Below are 19,656 nucleotides of genomic sequence, written 5' to 3' on the forward strand. Positions count from 1 at the left end.
GTCATTCACCATTCTGCGAAGGCTCCGTCGGGGTGCCGCCAGACGGGCCCGCGCCAGGCGTGGCCGCGCTTGTCCGCGGCGCGGACCACGGCCTCGTCGATTTCGATGCCGAGACCCGGGCCGGTCAGGCGTTCGATGTGGCCGTCCACGAACTTCAGCGGGGACTTGTCCACCACGTAGTCCAGGACTTCGGCGCCCTGGTTGTAGTGGATGCCGATGCTTTGCTCCTGGATCAGGAAGTTCGGCGTCGCGAAGCCGACCTGCAGGCAGGCGGCCAGGGCCAGCGGTCCCAGCGGGCAGTGCGGGGCGAGCTGGACCTCGTAGATCTCGGCGAGCGAGGCGATCTTGCGGACCTCGGTGATGCCGCCGGCGTGCGAGAGGTCCGGCTGGGCCACGGCGATGCCGGCCTGCAGCGCGGGCAGGAATTCCTGCCGGCTGTAGAGCCGCTCACCCGTCGAGACCGGCGTCGTGGTGGAGGAAGTGAATTCGCGCAGCAGGTGGGTGTTTTCCGGGACCACGGGTTCTTCCAGGAAGAAGGGCCGGTACGGTTCCAGCAGCGGCGCCACCCGCCGGGCGTTGGCCAGGCTGAAGCGGCCGTGGAAGTCGACCGCGACGTCGCGGTGGTCCCCGAGGACCTCGCGGGCGGCGGCGACGCGGCGGACGACGCCGTCGAGCTCCGCCACGGAGGCGATGGGGCTCATCCGGCCGCTGGCGTTCATCTTGACGGCGGTGAGCCCGACCTCGAGCTGCGCACTGATCTGGTCGGCGACCTCGTTGGGCTCGTCACCGCCCACCCAGCCGTACATCCGGATCCGGTCCCGTACGTGGCCGCCCAGGAGCTGGTGCACGGGGGTGTTGAAGTGCTTGCCGGCGATGTCCCAGAGGGCCTGGTCGAGCCCGGACACGGCGCTGGCCAGGATAGGACCGCCGCGGTAGAAGGAGCCCTTGGTCATCACCTGCCAGTGGTCCTCGATCCGCAGCGCATCGTTGCCGATGAGCAGCTCGGAGAGCTGGTCGACCGCGGTGCGGACGGTTTCGCTGCGGCCCTCGCAGCTGGCCTCGCCCCAGCCGACGATCCCGCTGTCGGTCTCGATCCGGACGAAGAGCCAGCGCGGCGCGACGAGGAACGTTTCAATCCTGCTGATCAGTGTCATCTGTTGCCTAGCCCTTGGTCGCGCCGGCGGTCATGCCGGAGACGATGTACTTCTGCGTGAAGAGCGCAATGATCATGATCGGGATGGTAACCACGGTGGCGGCCGCCATCAGTCCGCCCCAGTCGATGCTGGCGTAGGAGACGAAGTCGAAGATCGCAACCGGGAGGGTCTTGGTCTTGGAGCCGGAGAGGACCAGGGCGAACATGAAGTTGTTCCACGAGAAGATGAAGGACAGGATGCCCGCGGTGGCCATGCCGGCCACGGAGAGCGGCAGGGTGATGCGGCGGAAGGCGCCGATCGGGGTGAGCCCGTCCACCTGCGCGGATTCCTCCAGCTCCAGCGGCAGCGAGTCGAAGTAGCTCATCATGATGTAGACGATCAGCGGCAGCGAGACGAACATGTGGCTGAGGATCAGCACCTCGAAGCCGCCCACCATCTTCAGGTTGGAGAAGACGTAGTACCAGGGCACCAGCAGCGAGACACCGGGAATGACGCGCGCCATGAGCACGACGAGGGCCGAGCGGTGCATGGTGAAGCGGCTCATCGCGTAGGCCGCCGGAACGCCGAGGACCAGGGACAGCGCCGTGGAGACGAAGGCGACCCAGAAGCTGTTGAGGATGAAGACGAAGTAGTTGTTGCGCTGCAGCACGTTCGCGTAGTTCTCGCCCGTGGGGGTGAAGAAGAACGACTTGCCGGAGTCGTAGATGTCCACGTTGGTTTTGAAGGATGCCAGCAGCATCCAGAACAGCGGGGCCACCAGGAAGACCACGACGGCGATCAGCGCGGCGATGCGGAAAGCTTTGTAGGCGCGGACGCCCAGGGGCTTGCGGCGGCGCGGGGCCGGCGCGGGCCGGCCGGTCGCGGCGGTCTGGGGTTCGGTGTCTTCAGTGTTTTCGGTGTTTTCTGCTTCTTTTGTCAGGCCGGTCATTTGCTTACCGCTTTCTTGCGCATGGTCAGCAGCCACATGGAGCCGATGATGATCATGAAGAACAGGATCAGCACCGCGGAGGACAGCCCGTACTGGTTGTAGTCGAAGCTCAGGCCGTAGGCGTAGACGTTGAGGGTCTCCACCTCGTGGAAGGACCCGCCGCCCTTGCCCTTGGTGGCGTAGAGGATGTCGAAGGTTTTGAGGGCATCGATGCCGCGGAGCAGGATGGCCACGATCACGGTCGGCATCATGAGCGGCAGCGTGATGAGGAAGAAGCGCTGGAAGGCGTTGGCGCCGTCCATCCGGGCCGCCTCGTCGGGCTCCTCGGACAGCGAGGTCAAACCGGCGAGCAGGATCAGCACGACCATCGGGGTCCACTGCCACACGTCCATGAAGATCGTGGTGCCCAGCGCGGTGTCCTGGCCGGAGAGCCACGGCTGCGGCGGAATGCCGACCATGCCGAGCAGTTGGTTGACGAAGCCGATGTTCGGATCGAAGATCAGCCGCCACATCATGCCTACGGCCACCGGGGTGGCGACGAGCGGCAGGAGGATGGCCACGCGGACCCACTTTTCACCGCGGAACGGGCGCCACAGCAGCAGCGCGATGCACATGCCCAGCACGACCTCGCAGACCAGGGCAACGCCGGTGAAGGACAGCGTGCGTCCGACGGCGGGCCAGAAGCGTTCCCCGTCGGACAGGACCGTGAGGTAGTTTTCCAGGCCGACGAACTCGGAGGCGGCCCGGACGGAGCCCTGCGAATCGGTCAGGCTCAGGTACAGGGTCCAGGCCAGCGGGAAGATGATCAGCACGCCGACGAAGATCATCGCGGGGGCGGCGAACAGCCACTTGCGGTGCCGGTTGGCCCAGGCGGAGAAGTTCTCACGGGCGCCCGGGGCGCGGCCGGCGTTGCGGCCGGACGGCGGCTCGGACTGCGCGCTGCGGGGAGGGGTCAGTACAGACATGGTTCACCTAAGGAGTCGGGGGTGAAGTGAAGAGCTTGCCGGGCGGGGCGACGGACGGGCCGACGCCCCACCGGGCGGTTGAGTACTCAGGCGCAGGGTGCGCCGGGCGTGCTACTTCTTTTCGCTGTCCAGGAATTTCTGGAAGGCCTCGTGGGCCGTGTCGGCGGCGGAGGAAGCGTCCTCGCCGGTGATGGTCGCAACGATCGGGGCACCCACGATTTCGCGGGCCTTGCCGACCGTGACAACCTCGGGACGGTCGTGGCCGACGCCGTTCTTGGCACTGGCGGCGATGGCCTCGGCCAGGTCCGCCGGGTAGGTGGACGTGCCGGCAGGGTCAGACCAGACGGAGGCGCGGGGTCCGGGGACGCCGGCCTTCTGGGCTTCCAGCGTGCGTTCCTTGCTGGTGGCCCACTGGATGAACTTCCAGGCGTTGTCCTGGTTGCCGGAGGCCTCGTTGACGGCCAGGCCCCACGACGGGATGTTGTACGGCTTGGAGCCGGCCGGGCCGGCGGGCAGTGCGGCGAAGCCGACGGTGTCGGCGACCTTGGACTTGGCCGGGTCGGTGGCGTTCTTGTAGAGCGAGTCGGCCTCGGTGTAGAAGGCGGCCTTGCCCTGGGTGAAGATTGCCATCGCCTCGGGCCAGCTCATGTCGGTGCTGACGTTGGCCGGGCCGTAGTTCCGGATCAGGCCGCCGTAGTAGGCGTAAGCCTCCTTGGCCGCGTCGGAGTTGACGGCGGACTTGCCGTCGGCATCCGTGAAGTCGCCGCCGAAGCTGTACAGGAAGCTGGAGAACTGGGTGACGGCGGCGGACTTGCCGGTGCGGGCCACGAAGCCTGCGGTGTCCGGGGAGGAAGCCTTGATGGCCTTGGCTGCCGCTTCGAGCTCTTCCATCGTCTTGGGAACTTCGAGGCCGGCGGCCTTCAGCAGGTCCTTGCGGTAGTAGAGCACTTCACGTTCGGTGATGATCGGGACGCCGACCACTTTGCCGTCGGCCGTGGTGGCCTTGACCGGGCCGTCCTGGTAGTCCTTCCAGTCCCAGCCGGAGTCCGAAGACACCTTGGACGTCAGGTCGGCGAGGTAGCCGTTCTTGGCGAACGATTTGCCTTCCTGCAGCGGGCGGTACATCATGACGTCGATCTCGTCGCTGCCGGCGTTGAGCTTGACGTTGTACTGGTCCGAGAGCTGGTCCTCGCCGAGTTGGGTCAGTTCGACCTTGAGGCCGCTGGACTTCTCGAATTCCGGAATGGCGGCCTTGATGCCTTCGGTCCAGACGTGGTTCGCGAGGGTGACCCGGACCGTGCCGGCGGCTTTGGCGTCGCTGCTGCCGCTGGCGCCGCCGCAGGCGGTGAGGCCCAGCGACAGGACCGCGGCGACAGCCGCGTACTGCATGATCGAACGTCGCTTCATTACGACTCCCTTGTTCTTTGAGGGGCTGGGCGCACTGTCCAGCCAGCCGCAAATGCATCTTTACATCTGCTCTGGAAGCGATCATAGGTAAATAAAGCAGACTTAAACAACCCCTTGTGCCACACCCGTATGATTTATTTATGAAAACCCCAAAGGCGGAGTCCGCAGCCGACCTGCATTCCGTGCTGGTCCACAACCTGGGACTCGCCATTGCCGAGGGGACGCTGGCGCCGCACACAATCCTCCGCCTGGACGAACTCGAGGCGCAGCACGGGGTATCCCGCTCGGTGGTCCGGGAGGCCACCCGGGTGCTCTCCTCCAAGGGCATGCTGGAATCACGACGCCGGCTGGGGACGGTAGTGCAGCGGGAGGAGTCCTGGAACGCCTACGACCCGCAGGTGATCCGCTGGCGGCTTGCCTCCTCCAGACGGCTTGAGCAGCTGCAGGCGCTCAACGAACTCCGCGGCGCGATCGAACCACAGGCAGCCCGTCTCGCCGCCGAGCGCGCCTCCTGGGATGCCGGCAGCGATCTCGTCTCCCAGGCCGCGCGGCTCTGGGCGGCGGGCCAGCGCGGGGAGCGCGACGAATTCCTCCGGCTGGACATCCAATTCCATGCCGCGGTGCTCAAGGCCTCCGGGAATCCCATGTTTGCCCAGCTGCACAACCTCGTCACCGAGGTGTTGACCGGGCGCACCGAGCACGGCCTGATGCCGCACCTGCCGGACCACGAGGCACTTCAGCTGCACGTGGATGTGGCCAGCGCCATCCAGCGCGGCGAGGCGAACGCGGCACGCGCCGCGATGAGCCGGATCGTGGAGCAGTCCACGGAGGAGATGGGCGACATCTGGTCCCGCCACCAGCAGCCCCCCGCCCCCGCACCCGCGTCCGCCCCCGGGACTCAACGCGGGGATCCTCCGCGCCCATCCCCGGCGGTGGGATAGGCGCGGAGTGACTGTGAGGATTGGGGTGGATTGGCTAGCGGCCGCCGGTGAGCTTCCGGCTCCGCTGTTCCTGGGCCATCGGCCCGTACGGGTAGGCCCCGACGCGCGGCCGGCTTACTTCGCTCAGCCGCATCAGCTCCCCCTCGGTCAGTAGGAGGTCCGCGGCGGCGAGATTGTCGGCGAGCTGTTCCGTGCTGCGGACCCCCAGGATCACCGAGGTCACGGCCGGCTGTTCCGCCAGCCAGGCCAGGGACACCTGGGCGGCGCTTGCCTCGTGCCGCCCGGCGATGTCATGCACCGCCTCCACGATCTCCCAGGTGCGCGGGTCCGCGTTCCTGGCCTGCCACGCCTCCATGCCGCGCTCTGGGTTTTCGCCCAGCCGGGTGGCGCCGTCTGGCCGCTGGTCCCGCTTGTATTTGCCGGAGAGCCAGCCACCGCCCAGCGGCGACCAGGGCAGCAGCCCGATCCCGGCGTCGAGCGAGGCCGGAACGATCTCGGACTCGATCTCGCGGACCAGCAGGCTGTACTGCGGCTGCAGCGTCACAGGTCCGCTCCAGCCGTGGGCGCGGGCCACGTGGACGGCCTTCGTCAGCTGCCAGCCCAGGAAATTCGAGAAGCCGTAGTAGGCGATCTTGCCACTGCAGACGGCGTCGTGCAGGAACCGCAGGGATTCCTCCAGCGGCGTGACCGGATCCCAGGCATGCAGCTGGTACAGGTCGATCTGCTCCACGCCGAGGCGGCGCAGCGAGTCGTCGAGCGCGCGGTTCAGGTGCCGGCGGGAGGTGCCGACGTCGTTCGGGGCCTTGCCGGTCGGGAAGCGGCCCTTGGTGGCGAGCACCACGCGGTCCCGGGCCTCCGGACGCGCGGCGAGCCAGCGGCCGATGATCTCCTCCGAGACTCCCGCCGCGTAGACATCGGCGGTGTCGATGAAGTTGCCGCCTGCCGCGAGGTAGTCATCGAGGATCGCGTGGGATTGGTCCTCGGTGGCTTCGGCGCCGAAGGTCATGGTGCCCAGCGCGTAGCTGGAGACGACGGCGCCGCTGGTGCCCAGGGTGCGGTATTGCATGGGACTCCTCTTCAGTCTTCGGTGGGAGTGGTGCGCAGCGGGTGGTAGTTTCGCCAGCTGTGCTCAGGCGCGTAGCCCAGCAGCCGTTTGGCCTTGTCGATCGAGAGCAGGGTTTCGTGCTCGCCGAGCTCCTTGACTACAGGCGCGTTGGGGAACACCTCCGCGGCGAGGCTGGCGCTGGAGCGGCTCATCACCGTGTCCGCGTTGGCGATGATGAACGCCTCGAACCCCGGGGTGCCGTGCTCGAGGGCGCGGGCCACGGCCTGCGCGCCGTCCCGGCCGTCGATGTACCCCCAGAGGTTCCATTTGCGCAGCCTGGCGTCGGCGTCGAAGCCGGGGAACTGCTCATAGTCTTCCGGGTCCATCACGTTGGAGAAGCGCAGGCCGGTGATGCTCAGTTCCGGATCCCATCGGGTGAGCTGGATGGCCATCTGTTCCTCGAGGTGCTTCACCAGGGAGTACGTGCTTTCCGGCCGGGCCGGGTATTCCTCGTCCACCGGGATATAGGGCGGGTCGACGTCGAACGGCAGTCCCAGCACCGTCTCGCTGGATGCGTAGACGATTTTCTTAATCCCGGCGCGGCGGGCCGCCTGGAATACGTTGTAGGTGGCCTGCATGTTGTTCTCGAAGGTTGCAGCATCCGGGGCATGGCCGGGGGCAGGAATCGCGGCCAGGTGCACCACCGCGTCGAACCCCGCGTGCCGGTCCTCCAGGCCCAGGAGCACGTCCACCACTTGGCCGTAGTCGCGCAGATCCACTTCGGTAAAACCGAGCCCGCGCGTGCCGGTGCGGTCCAGGTTGGTGACCTCGTGCCCATCCTCGCCCAGCCGCCGGACGACGCTCCGGCCCAGCTTTCCGCTTCCTCCGGTAACAGCAACTCTCATCAGTACTCCTCGCATCGTGGGGTGTGTGGGGTGTGTTCCACCCTAGAGGGGGCCGGTGACGGTGCACACCCCCGGGCCGGCCCGCCCTCGAAACCGGAGCCCCGGGACAGGGCTCCCCTTCGGCGGCGAGTCCAGCTGCGGGCGGCTCCGCGCGTGACTTTCGGCCCTAGGCTCGGCCGGGCGGACCGGTCAGGCTGGGGCCATGAACGCTGATCAGCGGTTAGTCGTGGGCGTGGACGGTTCCGTCTTCCCGACGAAGGCGCTCCACCTCGCCGGCCGCGTGGCGGGCAGACTGGACGCTCCGCTGGAAGAAAAACGCCAGGCGGGGGAATGAACCGCGGCCGGTGGCCGGTGCGGGCTCTCTGGACGCTCACCGGTGTGCTGACCATCCCCGCCGCCGTGGCGGGGCTGCTGTTCCCGGAGATCTACCGGGGCGTCGTGGCAGCGGAACTCCTGCCCGGCGCGGTGTCCCAGGACCTGATGTCCGCCGTCGCCGGCGTCGCCCTGCCGGTCCTGGCCCTCGCCGACCGGCGGGGGTCTCCCAAGGTGCAGCTCGTGGCGCTGGGAATCCTGGGCTACCTGTTTTACGCCTACGGCATCTACTCCATCGAGCGGACCTACAACGGCTTTTACCTCGTCTACCTGGCCGTCTTTGCCCTGTCCTTCTGGGGAATGGTCTACACGGCTTTGGAGCTCCGGGCGGACGGGCCGCGGCGGGCGCGGCTTCCCAAAGGAATCCGGGTGCTGTCCGCCTCGGGCGCGCTCCTGCAGCCGCTCATCTTCTATCCGCTGTGGATCGCCATGCTGCTGCCGCTGATGCGGACCGGCGATCAGATCGATTCCCTCTACTCCGTCTTCGTCCTGGACCTGTGCTTCATCATGCCGGCGTTCCTCATCCTCGCCGTCCTGACGTTCCGGGGCCGCTGGCCCGGGCTGGTGTTCCTGCCCGCGCTGTATCTGCTCGGCTTCACGCTGATCTTTTCCCTGACCCTGGGGGAATTGTTCAAGCCGCTTTTCCACATCCCCGTGTCCGCGTTGTCCCTGTGGTCCTCCGTACTGCTCTCGGCCTTGTTCCTGGTGCTGGGCGGGCTGCACATCTGGAAGCTGGACCTGAATCCCGGCGGCGGCGCGGCGCGCCGCACCCGGACTCCCCGACCCCAAGCAGCGGATGCCGACGCCGTTCCCGGCCCGGGCATGGGCGCGGGCACGGGCGCGGGCGAAGGAAGCCGATTCCGATGACCCGGCCCCCTGCCTCCCTCCGGCTCCGCGGACCGTTGGCTGCCCTGGCAGCGGCAGCGGTTGCCGCCGGCTACGTCCTCGCCGTCCGTCCCCGGATCCTGCACTGGGGTGCGACCGCCCAGGAGACCGCCGCCCCGCTCCCGGGCGATGAGTTCGTGCGGACTCCCCGGATGCAGAGCACACGGGCCGTCACGATCAACGCGCCGGCCGCGAGCGTCTGGCCCTGGCTGGTCCAGCTGGGGGCCGGACGCGGCGGCATGTACAGCTACGACCTGCTGGAGAACGCCGCGGGCCTCGGCATGCACAGCGCCGACCGGATCCTTCCCGAATACCAGCAGCTCGACGTCGGCGATGTCATCCCGCTAGTGTCCGGGAAGGGCCCGGATCTGGGAATTCCGGTCCGGCGCGTGGAGACCGGGTCGGTGCTGGGTCTCGGCGGCACGATGGATCCGCGCACCGGGCAGATCAGGCCGTCCGGCGGTGCTCCCGCGGGGCCGCGGGTGGAGCTTGGCTGGACCTTTGTGCTGAAGCCTGTCAACGGGCGCAGCACGCGACTGCTCTCCCGGACACGCTACGACTATTCCCCGCTGCCCGTGGGGCTGATCCTTCGGCCGGTGCTGGAACCCCTGCAGTTCATCATGGAACGGCGCATGCTCCTGAGCATCAAGTCCCGGGCGGAGGGCCTTGGCCGGTAGCTGGGCGCTGGCTGGTCGACCGACGGCCTCCATGACCTTGTGCCCTACGCCGGCTGCCCGCGCAGGAATAGCCTGAGAGTCCAGTGGCGGTGTGCGGCCGCCGCCGAGTTCCGGGAGGCAAACGGTGAAATCGGCAAATACCACCATCATCGCCGGCATCGTCTTGGTGGCGGCCGGTGTCCTGCTGCTGCTGGATCTGCTCGGGATCCTGGACAGCTCGGCCATCGTGTGGCCGCTGATTTTTGCTGCGGTCGGGACCGCTTTCGTGGTTCTGTTCGTCCGCAGCCGCGACAACTGGTGGGCCGCCATCCCCGGCTCGGTGTTCCTGGGCCTGGCGGCGGTCATTCTGATCACCCAGGTCTGGCCTGGGCCGGCGGCGTATTGGGCCGGCGCCTTCCTGTTCCTGTTCATGGGTGCAGGCTTCGGTGCGGTGTTTGTGCGCGAACGCTCCAACTGGTGGGCCTTAATCCCCTGCGGGGTGATGCTGACGCTGGCCCTCGTGGTTGCCCTCCCTCCGGCCTGGGAAGGTATGCCGGTTGCCGCCGTGCTGTTCCTGGGCCTGGCTGCCACGTTCGCGGTGCTTTCACTGGTTCCCGTCCTGCCCGAACACCGCCCCGGCCAGCCGGCCGCCGTCGCCGGCCAGCCTGGGGATTCGGAACCGGCCAGGATGAAGTGGCCCCTGATTCCGGCCGCGGTCCTGGCCATGCTGGGGCTGATCTTCGCTGTGCAGGCCTCGGTCTGGCTCACCGCGGGCGAGTACTTCGTCCCGGTGCTCCTGGTGCTCGCCGGCGTGGCGCTGCTGGTCTACGCCTACCGCCACCGCACCGGCGGCCACCACAATGTGCACCGGGCCTGAGGGATCACGGACCTGACGGATCAGTTGCCCCCGGCCAGTCCGGCCGCCGCACGCGCCTTATCGACGGCGTCCACCCAACTCAGCGGGACGACGCCGTGTAGGTGTGGCTCATGCTGTTGCACCCGGAGCGGTCCTGGCCGGCAGGAGGTAGTCGACAAACCAGTCCCTGGCGAGGATGGCGGCCGCGGCCAGCGTACCCGGTTCCTCGAAGAGATGCGTGGCGCCCTGGACCACGGCCAACTGGTTGGGGCAGCGCATCATGGACTTCGCCTTGCGGTTGAGTTCCAGCACATCGTGGTCGTAGCTGCCCACGATGAGGAGCGTGGGCGCCCGGACGGCGGACAGCCTGGGGCCGGCCAGGTCGGGGCGGCCGCCGCGGGAGACGACGGCGTCGATCCTGGCGGTTGGCTCGGAGGCGGCCCAGAGCGCGGCGCCGGCACCGGTACTGGCCCCGAAATAGCCGATCGAGCAGTCGGCCGTGTCCTGCCGGATGGCGAGCCAGTCCGTGGCAGCGGACAGCCGGCGGGCCAGCAGTTCGATGTCGAAGACGTTGGCCCGGTTTCGCTCCTCCGCCGGGGTCAGCAGGTCCAGCAGCAGGGTGCCTAGCCCGGCCTGCTGGAGCACTCCGGCCACATACCGGTTCCGCGGGCTGTGCCGGCCGCTGCCACTGCCGTGCGCGAACAACACCACGCCGCGGGCCGGGACCGGCAGGTGCAGCTGGCCCTGGAGCCGGACTCCGCGCGACGGGATCTCAACTTCATTATCGAGCTCCGCAGCGACCTGTGCGGCCGTGGCAGGCGACCGGGACGCCGGCTGCGAGTTCTGCAGGCGCTTGGCCGCGGCGTCGAGCAGCTGGACCACCTCGTCGTCTTCGGTGGGCGAGAAATCGCGGTAGTGGTAGCCGACCGCGGAGAACGGGTGCGGCGTGGCGAGGCAGACCACCTCGTCGGGCTCGGTGAGGCTCCTGAGGGTGTCGGCGGGGGCGACCGGAACGGCCAGGATGACCCTCGCGGCACCGAGCTTCCGGGCGGTCCGGCAGGCGACCCGGGCGGTGGATCCGGTGGCGATCCCGTCGTCGACAATGACGGCGATGCGCCCGGTCAGGTCCTGCCGGGTCCGGCCCTTCCTGAACCGGATCACCCGGTTCTCCAGTACGGCGCGTTCATGGTCTTCGACGGCCTGCAGCTCGGCGTCACTGACCCGGGCATGGGCCAGGACATGTGATTCCAGCACGCGGGCGCCGCCCTCCCCGATCGCTCCCATGGCAAGCTCCGGCTGGTACGGAAGGCCAAGCTTTCGCACCACGATCACGTCCAGCGGCGCGTCCAGGGCGGCGGCGACTTCGAAGGCCACAGGGACGCCGCCGCGGGGCAGGCCCAGGACCACGATGTCCTGGCCCCGCAACTCCGCGAGCCGCCTTCCCAGCTGCCGGCCGGCGTCGACCCTGTCTTCGAAAATGGTCATCGGTATGGCTTTCCAATCGGGATCTCGGCCATGGCATCATCCAGGCGTGCGCTCCGCAGGCTGGGAAATTGACCAGTTGGCCGCTCCCTCCCACTATCTGTCAGGAGGCCCTGGGATGTGAGGGCCTTTGTGCCCGGATTCGCCGGCGCCCCATCCCGGTCGGGGGCCGGATGGGGCGCCCGCCAAGGAAGCGGCACCATGGCGGAGGATGCAGGAGTCCGTTCAGGCTGTGAACAGCCCTTCGCCGATGTATCCTCCGGGCTTCACCCCGGGGGGGACGGCGAACAGGCCCGATCCGGTGTGCTCGAGATATTCCACGGACAGGGTGTCTTGCCGGGCCATGGCCGTCTGCATGGGAACGTAGTGCGTCCGCGGATCTTTGACGAAGGCAATGAAGAAGAGGCCCGCGTCGAGGTGCCCAAGGCCGTCCGAGCCGTCCGTGAAGTTGTAGCCGCGCCGGAGCATGTGAACGCCGTTGTTGTGCGAGGGGTGTGCGATCCGGACGTGGGCGTCGGCGGCGATGAGCGGTTCGCTGGCAAGTCCGCTGGCTTCGAAGTCGGGGTCGGTGAATTCGGTGCCGCCTGAGAGCGGAGCGCCTTCGGATTTGGTTCTGCCGATCAGGGCTTCCTGCTCCCGCAGCGAGGTCCGGTCCCAGATTTCGATGTGCATGCGGATACGCCGTGCCACGAGGTAACTTCCGCCCTCCATCCAGGTTTCTGCGGGTGAGGCGCCGGCCGCAACCCAGACATGGTCGTCCAGCAGGGTCGTGTCTTCGGCCTTGACGTTGCGGGTGCCGTCTTTGAAGCCGAAGAGATTCCGGGGGGTCTGTTGCGCCCGGGAGGTGGAGGACGTGCGTCCGAACCCGAGCTGGGACCAGCGGATGTGCGCCCGGCCGAAGGCAATCCGCGAGAGGTTGCGGATGGCGTGCACGGCCACCTGCGGGTCGTCCGAACACGCCTGCACCACGAGATCCCCGCCGGTCCGCCGCTCCTGCAGCTGGTCTCCCGGGAAGTGCGGCAGGTCGATTAGGGCGACAGGCCTCCGGCCTTCGAGCCCGAACCTGGCTGCGCCGTTCTTTTCGAAGAGGCTCGGACCGAAACCGAAGGTCAGTGTCAGGCGTCCCGCACTCAGTCCGAGAGCCTCACCGGTGTCTTCCGGGGGTGCGTCATAAGGCCCGTTTACGGCTCCGGTGGCGCCGGCCTCACGCCCCGCCGTCATCGCTGCGGCTGCCTCGGTCCAGTCCTTGAGGAGGCGGATGAGCTCCTCCCGGTTTTCGGTGGTCACGTCGAAAGCGGCCATGTGGAGCCTGTCCTGGGCCGGTGTGGTGATGCCGGCCTGGCGCTCACCGTAAAACGGCACCGTTTCAGGGCCCGGCTGGTTCTGGTCGGACGCGGCGACGATCGCATCGTGACCGAGGAGCCCCGCTGTCAGGCCGGCGGCCGCACCTACACCCCCGGCCCCTGCCAGCGAAAGCAGCCGCCGACGGGAAACCGTGGAGCTCATAGCACCACGGCTGCCGTCAGCTTGGACAGCGGTTCACCCAGGGCATCCACCAGCATGGCCAGGTCTTGGACCTGCTGCGGGGTGAGCTCGTCGTAGTAGATGAACGCGTCTCCCTTGACGTATCTCGTCAGCTCCGCCTGCAACGCTTCGAACCTCGTGTCAAGCTCCGCGGCAAGCGCCGGGTCCTTTTGGTCCAGGATCGGGCGAAGGCTCTCGAAGGCGATTCGCGCGCCGTCCACGTTGGCCTGAAAGTCCCAGAGATCGGTGTGGGACCAGGCTTCTTCCTCACCTGTCACTTTTCCGGTGGCCACTTCATCGAGCAGTTCCTTGGCGCCGTTGCCGAGCTTGTCCGCGGTCAGGGTCACGGTCCGGGTGCGCTGGTAGAGCTCTTCGGTGTCCGCGACCAGCTGGCCGGAGAGCTCGGCGCGCTCGGCTGCCGTCAGGGGCGTGTAGCCCTCCGGGGGGAAGAGGTCCTTTTCGGCGCGGTGCCAGCCGGTCCAAGCCTCATCCGGCTGCAGATCCGCCTCGCGGAGGTCCAGCTTCGGGTCAAGGTCGCCGAAGGATTCCGCCACCGGTTCAATCCGTTCCCAGTGCATCCGCGTGGCGGCATACAGGCTGCGGGCCTTTTCGGCGTCCCCGGCTGCGAAGGCCTCGGCGAAGGTCTTTGTACCTGCGAGGAGCTGTTCGGTTTGATCCTTGACGTAGGCCGTGTATTGCGCGGTGGCCGTGTCCACGAGCTTCTGCTGGTCCGCGTCAACAGCTGCTGTCGTTCCGGATTCCGTGACGGTGAACCCGGCCCGGATGCCCTCCCCCACCATGCCCGGCTTGCACGCGGTGAAGTACTTTCCGGTGGGGGCCGTCACCACCAGGTTGCGGGTGATGCCCGGGCCGATGTTCTCGACTTCACCCACGATCCTCAGCCCGTCTTCGGCCAAAAGGTAGAACTCGGTGACCTGGTCGCCGTCGTTCTTGACGGAAAAAGTGAGGTTTCCGCTGGACGCTTCCGCCGCCGAGACCTTGCATTCGCTGTTCGTGCTGGCGACGGCGATCGGTCCCCCGGTTTCGGAGGTGGTTGGAGGGGCGTTGTCAGTGCAGGCCGAGAGCGTCAGCGGAAGCAGAGCCACCGCGGCCACGGCACCAAGCTTGTAGGAAAACCTGCGAGAGGAGGAGTGGGAGGGTTTCATGGTGGTCCTTGCGGGTTCGGGCCGGATAGTACGGCAGTGAAAAGTGTCAGGCCTTGGCGGACGGGGCGGGTGTGCCCGACGCTGCGGCGGCCTCCCTGGCGGCCCGGCGCTGACCGCGCCGGTACGACAGGAGGTACACCGACATCGTTGGCACGACGTAGAGGACCCAGGCGCCGGCTTCCAGCCAGGTTGTGGCCGGGGAGAAGTTCAGCGTCCCCTTCAGTAAGGTGCCGTACCAGGACGACGGCGGGACGGCGGCTGAGGCGTCGAAGGCGAGGGAGTGCAGCCCCGGAAGAATGCCGGCTTCCTGGAGGTCGTGGATGCCGTAGGCGAGGACTCCTCCCGCCACGACAATGAGGGCGGCACCCGTCCAGGTGAAGAACCGGGACAGGTTCACGTGCAGGATTCCCCGGTGGAGGAGATACCCGAGCCCGGCGGCCACGGCCAGCCCGAGGAACGCACCGAGCAGCGGGGCCGTGCTTTCCCCGGTGGCGCGCGCGGCGGCCCAGAGGAAGAGCGCCGTTTCCAGGCCCTCCCTCCCCACTGCCAGGGCCGCCACGGCGACGAGACCCCATGCCGCACCGTCCGCCACCCTGTCGATCCGGCCCTTAAGGTCCTGGCCGAGGCTGCGCGCCGTGCGGGCCATCCAGAAGACCATCCAGGTCACCACCGCGACGGCGGCAATGGATAGGCCGCCGCCAATCGCTTCCTGGGCCTCAAACGTGAGCCCGCGGGGTCCGAATGTCAGGAGGGCCCCGAACCCGATCGAGACTGCGATCGCCGCGCCGACCCCGGCCCAGATCCGCGGTGCGAGATACTGGCGCCCTGTTCGGTTGAGGTAGGCCAGCAGGAGGACGACGATCAGCGAGGCTTCCAGGCCCTCGCGGAGGCCGATCAGGAAATTGGCGGTCATTTTGGTGCTCTCGGGTCACGGATAGCCAAGTAAGGATAACCTTAGGAAGGTTAGCCCAACCCGACAATTAAGTGAAGTATTTGTGCCCTAATTAGGACAATATGACGAGACGACCCCTGGCACCGATGCGCTTAGGGCTACCCGGGGCCATGACACACTCGGGCACCCGTGCCTGCCGCAACTGAAGCCATGAACCGCGTCCCGCCGGGGCACCGCCTCTAGAGTGACAAGCCGTTGAGCAATGTGGACATCAGTGCGTTGGTACTGCCAAGAAATCCAAAGGCCTGGTCCGGAATTCGATCCGGACCGGGCCTTTGCCGACTGAATGACAGATTCCCATGTCGTGCGTGTGCTGCGCGAGCCCGCCTTTGGGGGCAATCCAAGTGCGGGGCGGCTGGGTGTCGGTTCGGCGCTCACGCGTTGACCTCCGGGGATTCTGCGACGGCGATGCGCCGGGCCACTTCCATGGCCACTGCGTGGAGGTCTTCGGCCACGCTGGAGGCCGACTTAGGCTCGGCATTGCCGGCCTTCGCCTCACCGCGCAGGACCTCCCACCATTTCGGTCCCTTGCTGAGCTCCCGTTCGAGCTCGTGCGCCAGCAATCCACGCTCTCGGCACGCCTGGGCCGTGGCCTCCGCGTGGCGGATGCTCATCGGGAACAACACTTCGTCTGTGTGCCGAAACCGGCGGTGAGGTGGTCGCGTTCCTCTCCGGCGGACAGCTCGGCCCCACCGTCGTTGCGCTCTTCAGGCCAAGCCGGCGCCAGCGGTTGATCTCACGGACAGCGCCCCGCAACCAGACCAGATGGCGGACCTTCACCACCAGCCAAGCAAAGAAGGCGTCCGCGCCCTTCTCGATGCAGAGGACCTGACCCACTACAACTGGTTTGAGGATCGATACCAGGATGAGTTTGAAGCCGGTATTCAGGAAGTGGAATCCGGGTGGTGCGTCTACTACGCCGACGAGAAGGCAGGCACGATCTCTGACGAAGAATATCCGGACGAGGAAGAGGCGCTGACCAAGTTCCTGGACCTAGCCCGCCACAACAGTAAGACGTGGAAAAAGCGCTGCGCCTGAAACCACCAACTACCTGCAGCAACTACGAGCAGCTGGGCATGACTTTTACCTTTGAGCTGGAGCAGTTTGCGCCGGCTGTTGCGACACACTTGATCGGGTGGCAGACCGGTAACGCAACGAGTCACGTGGTGACGGTATGCCCGATCGGGCAAAGTGCCGCCAGCTGCTTCTTTGCGTAGATTGCGGACACGGTTCTTGAGACTCAGTTCGCCGAGTCCTGCAGACCGACCGCCTCGTAACGGCGAACGCCTACGCCATCGAGACAAAGTCGTGCGTGGTCCAACGAAACGAGAAAGATGCCGCGCTTATCGAGAGCTTTATTCCTTTAACCTGATTCCTTGTGTGGTTTGCCTCCGGCGTGGCCACTCTCGTTTTCGCTCAGTCCCGGGGCCAGCCGGTCCTGGAGCCTCTCGATCTGGGCCGTGAGGCGGGCGAGCTCCTCGCTCCCTGAGGTTTCTGCAAATTGCTTCCCTTCATCGGTGGCGGCGGCCACGCTTTCAACGAGCCAGGAAGACAGTGTCGCGGTGACCATGCCCAAGGCGGCAAACCCGCCGATCATCAGCGCGACCGCAGCCCATCGGCCAGGAACGGTGACGGGGTAATAGTCGCCGTAGCCGATCGTTGTGGTGGTGACCGTCGCCCACCACAACGAGTCGCTCATCGTGGTGATATTCGCGGTCGGGGCGCTCCTTTCGAAATGGCGGACGCTCAGGGCGACGGAGTAGATCAGCAGGATGGCGGAGACAACGACGTAGGCCATGACACGGGTCCTGATGGCATTGCCCGGGGCCCTGCCCATGACTTGACGCAGCTTGAATGGCCGCAGCAGCCGCAATGGCCGCGCCACCGGGAACACCACCATGAACAGGTCCATAGGGTGGCGAATGAACCATCGGCCCGGCTGGGGCGCCAGGAGCAATTTCACGATGTAGTCGACGCCGAAGGCAAGCCACGTTAATCCCATGACGAATGCCAGAACGGCGGCATATGGGTCCGGCGGTTCGACAATGACCAGGACGGAGTCGGCCGCCAGAAAGAGAAAAGCCGCACCGACGAGGGGTAACTCGGAATGCTTTTGCCAGGTTTCTTGCCTCATAGCTGAATGCTAGGACTTTGCCCCCTGATGTCCCCACCAAATCGGCGCGGCCGCAACGGCTGCCAAGGCTGCACCAGTGGCGTGGAGCGAGCTCAAGAGGAGCCAGGTGACAGAGGAAAAGGGTCACCCCCTTCGGGTGATGCCGTCCTCCGCTGTGGCGGATTAGGTTACAGGTAGAGTCGTGGCGATCCGGTCTCATCGCGCCCTCGGCCCTCAACCCCCGCAACGAGATGGAGACATAGTCATGGCCGATGAAGAAGACGTGGTCGGTGACACCCTCGCCGACATCACCGCGGTATCGCTCGAACGCTCCACCCTCGGACCTCGCGAGCTGATGCTGGCCCGAATTGCGGCACTCGTGGCAGTCGACGCCCCGCCCACCTCTTACCTGCTCAACGCCGGCACCGCAGTGGACGTCGGCATCACCCTGGAGGATGTCCAGGGAATCCTCGTCTCCATTGCACCCATCGTCGGCACCACCCGGGTCGTGGCGGCCACCGTCAACCTCGGCAAGGCGCTGGGCTACGCCCTCGAGCTCGAGGCCGAAGCCGAAGCCGAAGGCTGAACGGGTCAGGACATGGGACTCTTACGGCACCACCCTGACGAACCCGCAGGCGCACGCTTTCAGATGCGCGAGAAACTGCTGTCCATCGGGGACGACTTCTGGATCGAGGACGACCAGGGCCAACGCGCCTACAAGGTCAATGGAAAGGCGGTCCGGATCCGGGACACGTTCGTTCTGGAGGACGCCTCGGGAAACGAGGTGGCGAGCATCCAGGAGCGCAAGCTCTCGGTCCGGGACAAGGTCGCCATCGAGCGCGGCGGCGACACCGCCGCAACGGTCCACAAGGCGCTGATCGGGTTCCGGGACCGCTTCGCCATCGATGTGAAGGACGGCGACGACATGAAGGCGCACGGGAACATCGTCGACCACGAGTACGAGATCGAGCGCGACGGCCACACGGTCGCCACGATCTCCAAGAAGTGGTTCCGCGTGCGTGAGTCCTACGGCGTCGAAATCGTGCAGGGCGAGGACGTCCCGCTCCTCCTCGCGATCACCGTCGCCATCGACTCGTTGACCTGACCTTTCCAGAAAATGGCGTCCAGGAAAGGTACTGGATCCCGTCTGCCCGTGACCTTTTGCGGCTCTTCGGCTTCTTGACGACGAGCCCGTTCTCAGGCGGTCTGGCCGCCAGCCTCCTGGTCCCTAAGGTGGCAGCAGACGGCGTTGCCGTCCTGCGTGCGCGCCCTCACGCTTTAACTCCGACGGCGGGATGCCGCAACGCGCGTGAAGGAAGAGTTCACAGGCCCGCTGCGGCGGCTGCTCTGGAAGGCCATGCCCGACACGCAGCAGGCGTTCATCAACTACGTCAACGCCGCCAAGAAGCACGCCGAAATCCTCGGCTGTCACACTCAACACCGGTGTCAGTGAGGAACTCAACCGGCATAAACCCCAACATAGAGCCAAGATCGGACAGACTTCACAGAACGGCAGAACTGTTACAGGCGTTCCAGGCATCGCCCGGCGAGGTTCGCCGCCGCTGTCCTTGCGGCCAGGCCAACAAGTCCGAGCCCGTTAGCGCCGGATCCTGTTCCATTGTTCGTGATGGGCGAGAATCACGCACCAAACCGGCCTGTCACAAGGGAAAGCGAACGGCGCCCAAAAATCCACGATCCTCGGAAACTCAGGCTAGCGGCGCCCGAGGCCCTTGCCAGCGCGGGGGCGAATGAGTAGACCAAAGTCCATGGGATGGGACACGGCAGGCCAATGCCGAATCGGCAGGTCCGTGGGCGGACTGGCTCGGGTTTGACTTCAGTGCCGGCGCTTTCACGGGGCTCTTCGCCGCTGAAGGGACCATGGAACAGCCGAGGACTCCGGGTGGCGTCAACGTGGTGGTTGACTTCCTGTGCGGCATGCTGGCCACTGCCGGGGATCAGGCGGCCCTGATCCGCCGGGCGAAGGAAGGCGGCAGTTACCGCGTCACCTGCACGCTCGCGCAGGCGACGATGTTCGAATTGAGTCTGGGGCTCAACGACAAGGCGCAGTTGGCTCATATTGCCGACCTTGGGCCGGAGCATCAGATCCAGAAGCCGAACCTGATTACCAGGATGACGCCGTTTGGCGAATTCACGCGACGCGGTTCGCAGGTGGAGATGTCCGAGACGCCCGAATCCTGGGCCGATCCAATTCTCGTGCCACTCGGCTCGTCCCGGGCCGAGTGGCTACCGAAGACGCCATGAGGCCGTCGCCTGCGGACTCGTTCACGTCGCCGCCACGATCTAC

At 66.7% G+C, this 19,656-nt stretch carries 21 protein-coding genes and 1 pseudogene; 10 read left to right on the forward strand and 12 right to left on the reverse strand.

From position 1 onward, the window contains the following. Nucleotides 1-5: 5 nt before the first annotated feature. From dgoD to ACZYZ5_RS16150, 4 genes are all read right to left on the reverse strand, one after another. On the reverse strand, nt 6-1,154 hold the full coding sequence (dgoD, locus tag ACZYZ5_RS16135; protein ID WP_056430100.1) for a galactonate dehydratase: 1,149 nt from the start codon (nt 1,152-1,154) through the stop codon (nt 6-8). Between the two features lie 7 nt (nt 1,155-1,161). Then, nucleotides 1,162-2,082, reverse strand: a complete 921-nt coding sequence (locus ACZYZ5_RS16140) for a carbohydrate ABC transporter permease (RefSeq protein ID WP_463903034.1) — start codon at nt 2,080-2,082, stop codon at nt 1,162-1,164. Continuing rightward, complete coding sequence (locus ACZYZ5_RS16145) at nt 2,079-3,047, reverse strand: carbohydrate ABC transporter permease (protein WP_463903036.1); 969 nt, start codon at nt 3,045-3,047, stop codon at nt 2,079-2,081. Before ACZYZ5_RS16145 ends, ACZYZ5_RS16140 begins: the two co-directional genes overlap by 4 nt. 111 nt (nt 3,048-3,158) lie before the next feature. Next, complete coding sequence (locus ACZYZ5_RS16150; RefSeq protein ID WP_463903038.1) at nt 3,159-4,454, reverse strand: ABC transporter substrate-binding protein; 1,296 nt, start codon at nt 4,452-4,454, stop codon at nt 3,159-3,161. 140 nt (nt 4,455-4,594) lie between these two features. Between ACZYZ5_RS16150 and ACZYZ5_RS16155 the strand changes: the two genes are divergently transcribed. Continuing rightward, nucleotides 4,595-5,395, forward strand: coding sequence for a FadR/GntR family transcriptional regulator (locus ACZYZ5_RS16155; RefSeq protein ID WP_463903040.1), 801 nt, complete (start codon nt 4,595-4,597; stop codon nt 5,393-5,395). A gap of 34 nt (nt 5,396-5,429) precedes the next feature. Here ACZYZ5_RS16155 and ACZYZ5_RS16160 read toward each other — a convergent pair whose 3' ends face one another. Both ACZYZ5_RS16160 and ACZYZ5_RS16165 read right to left on the reverse strand, forming a co-directional pair. Further along, nucleotides 5,430-6,461, reverse strand: coding sequence for an aldo/keto reductase (locus tag ACZYZ5_RS16160; protein WP_463903042.1), 1,032 nt, complete (start codon nt 6,459-6,461; stop codon nt 5,430-5,432). A gap of 11 nt (nt 6,462-6,472) precedes the next feature. Further along, nucleotides 6,473-7,345 carry an NAD-dependent epimerase/dehydratase family protein gene (locus ACZYZ5_RS16165; protein ID WP_463903044.1) on the reverse strand — a complete coding sequence of 291 codons (873 nt, stop codon included), beginning with the start codon at nt 7,343-7,345 and terminating at the stop codon, nt 6,473-6,475. A 202-nt stretch (nt 7,346-7,547) separates the two neighbouring features. Between ACZYZ5_RS16165 and ACZYZ5_RS16170 the strand changes: the two genes are divergently transcribed. The 4 genes from ACZYZ5_RS16170 (at nt 7,548) to ACZYZ5_RS16185 (ending at nt 10,135) form a co-directional block, all read left to right on the forward strand. Continuing rightward, a complete protein-coding gene (locus ACZYZ5_RS16170) occupies nt 7,548-7,679 on the forward strand; it encodes a hypothetical protein (protein ID WP_463903046.1) in 132 nt (43 codons plus the stop codon). Further along, nucleotides 7,676-8,584 (forward strand): hypothetical protein, encoded by a 909-nt coding sequence (locus tag ACZYZ5_RS16175; RefSeq protein WP_463903048.1) that lies wholly within the window; start codon nt 7,676-7,678, stop codon nt 8,582-8,584. The genes ACZYZ5_RS16170 and ACZYZ5_RS16175 overlap by 4 nt, the downstream gene beginning before the upstream one ends. Beyond that, the gene (locus tag ACZYZ5_RS16180) at nt 8,581-9,279 is read left to right on the forward strand and encodes an SRPBCC family protein (RefSeq protein ID WP_463903050.1); all 699 of its coding nucleotides are present in this window, start codon (nt 8,581-8,583) and stop codon (nt 9,277-9,279) included. Before ACZYZ5_RS16175 ends, ACZYZ5_RS16180 begins: the two co-directional genes overlap by 4 nt. 124 nt (nt 9,280-9,403) lie before the next feature. Then, on the forward strand, nt 9,404-10,135 hold the full coding sequence (locus ACZYZ5_RS16185; RefSeq protein ID WP_463903051.1) for a hypothetical protein: 732 nt from the start codon (nt 9,404-9,406) through the stop codon (nt 10,133-10,135). 108 nt (nt 10,136-10,243) lie between these two features. On the opposite strand, the gene ACZYZ5_RS16190 is transcribed toward ACZYZ5_RS16185, so the two are convergent. The 5 genes from ACZYZ5_RS16190 to ACZYZ5_RS16210 all read right to left on the reverse strand — a co-directional run bounded on the left by ACZYZ5_RS16190 (nt 10,244) and on the right by ACZYZ5_RS16210 (nt 15,852). Further along, the gene (locus ACZYZ5_RS16190) at nt 10,244-11,599 is read right to left on the reverse strand and encodes a phosphoribosyltransferase family protein (RefSeq protein WP_463903052.1); all 1,356 of its coding nucleotides are present in this window, start codon (nt 11,597-11,599) and stop codon (nt 10,244-10,246) included. Between the two features lie 222 nt (nt 11,600-11,821). Beyond that, complete coding sequence (gene efeB / locus ACZYZ5_RS16195) at nt 11,822-13,102, reverse strand: iron uptake transporter deferrochelatase/peroxidase subunit (protein WP_463903054.1); 1,281 nt, start codon at nt 13,100-13,102, stop codon at nt 11,822-11,824. Continuing rightward, entirely contained in the window at nt 13,099-14,286 is a 1,188-nt protein-coding gene (efeO, locus tag ACZYZ5_RS16200) for an iron uptake system protein EfeO (protein WP_463903055.1), read from the reverse strand. The genes efeB and efeO overlap by 4 nt, the downstream gene beginning before the upstream one ends. A 46-nt stretch (nt 14,287-14,332) precedes the next feature. Continuing rightward, on the reverse strand, nt 14,333-15,199 hold the full coding sequence (gene efeU, locus ACZYZ5_RS16205) for an iron uptake transporter permease EfeU (RefSeq protein WP_463903057.1): 867 nt from the start codon (nt 15,197-15,199) through the stop codon (nt 14,333-14,335). 413 nt (nt 15,200-15,612) lie between these two features. After that, nucleotides 15,613-15,852: a hypothetical protein gene (locus ACZYZ5_RS16210; RefSeq protein ID WP_463903058.1), complete on the reverse strand. Its 240-nt coding sequence runs from the start codon at nt 15,850-15,852 to the stop codon at nt 15,613-15,615. 151 nt (nt 15,853-16,003) lie between these two features. Between ACZYZ5_RS16210 and ACZYZ5_RS16215 the strand changes: the two genes are divergently transcribed. Further along, nucleotides 16,004-16,276 carry a hypothetical protein gene (locus ACZYZ5_RS16215; protein WP_463903059.1) on the forward strand — a complete coding sequence of 91 codons (273 nt, stop codon included), beginning with the start codon at nt 16,004-16,006 and terminating at the stop codon, nt 16,274-16,276. A 325-nt stretch (nt 16,277-16,601) separates the two neighbouring features. Here the strand turns inward: ACZYZ5_RS16215 and ACZYZ5_RS16220 are convergent, their stop codons facing one another. Then, complete coding sequence (locus ACZYZ5_RS16220; RefSeq protein WP_463903060.1) at nt 16,602-17,372, reverse strand: potassium channel family protein; 771 nt, start codon at nt 17,370-17,372, stop codon at nt 16,602-16,604. 244 nt (nt 17,373-17,616) lie between these two features. On the opposite strand from ACZYZ5_RS16220, the gene ACZYZ5_RS16225 reads away from it, so the two are divergent. The 4 genes and pseudogenes from ACZYZ5_RS16225 to ACZYZ5_RS16240 all read left to right on the forward strand — a co-directional run. Beyond that, on the forward strand, nt 17,617-17,937 hold the full coding sequence (locus ACZYZ5_RS16225; protein ID WP_463903062.1) for a carboxymuconolactone decarboxylase: 321 nt from the start codon (nt 17,617-17,619) through the stop codon (nt 17,935-17,937). A gap of 63 nt (nt 17,938-18,000) precedes the next feature. Continuing rightward, complete coding sequence (locus ACZYZ5_RS16230; RefSeq protein WP_463903063.1) at nt 18,001-18,456, forward strand: LURP-one-related/scramblase family protein; 456 nt, start codon at nt 18,001-18,003, stop codon at nt 18,454-18,456. A gap of 204 nt (nt 18,457-18,660) precedes the next feature. Beyond that, nucleotides 18,661-18,804, forward strand: coding sequence for an SRPBCC family protein (locus tag ACZYZ5_RS16235; RefSeq protein WP_463903064.1), 144 nt, complete (start codon nt 18,661-18,663; stop codon nt 18,802-18,804). Nucleotides 18,805-19,163: 359 nt separating this feature from the next. Then, nucleotides 19,164-19,613, forward strand: a pseudogene (locus tag ACZYZ5_RS16240) (CoA transferase); the annotation flags it as partial. Nucleotides 19,614-19,656: the final 43 nt, after the last annotated feature.

Source organism: Pseudarthrobacter ribosi, from assembly GCF_055412865.1.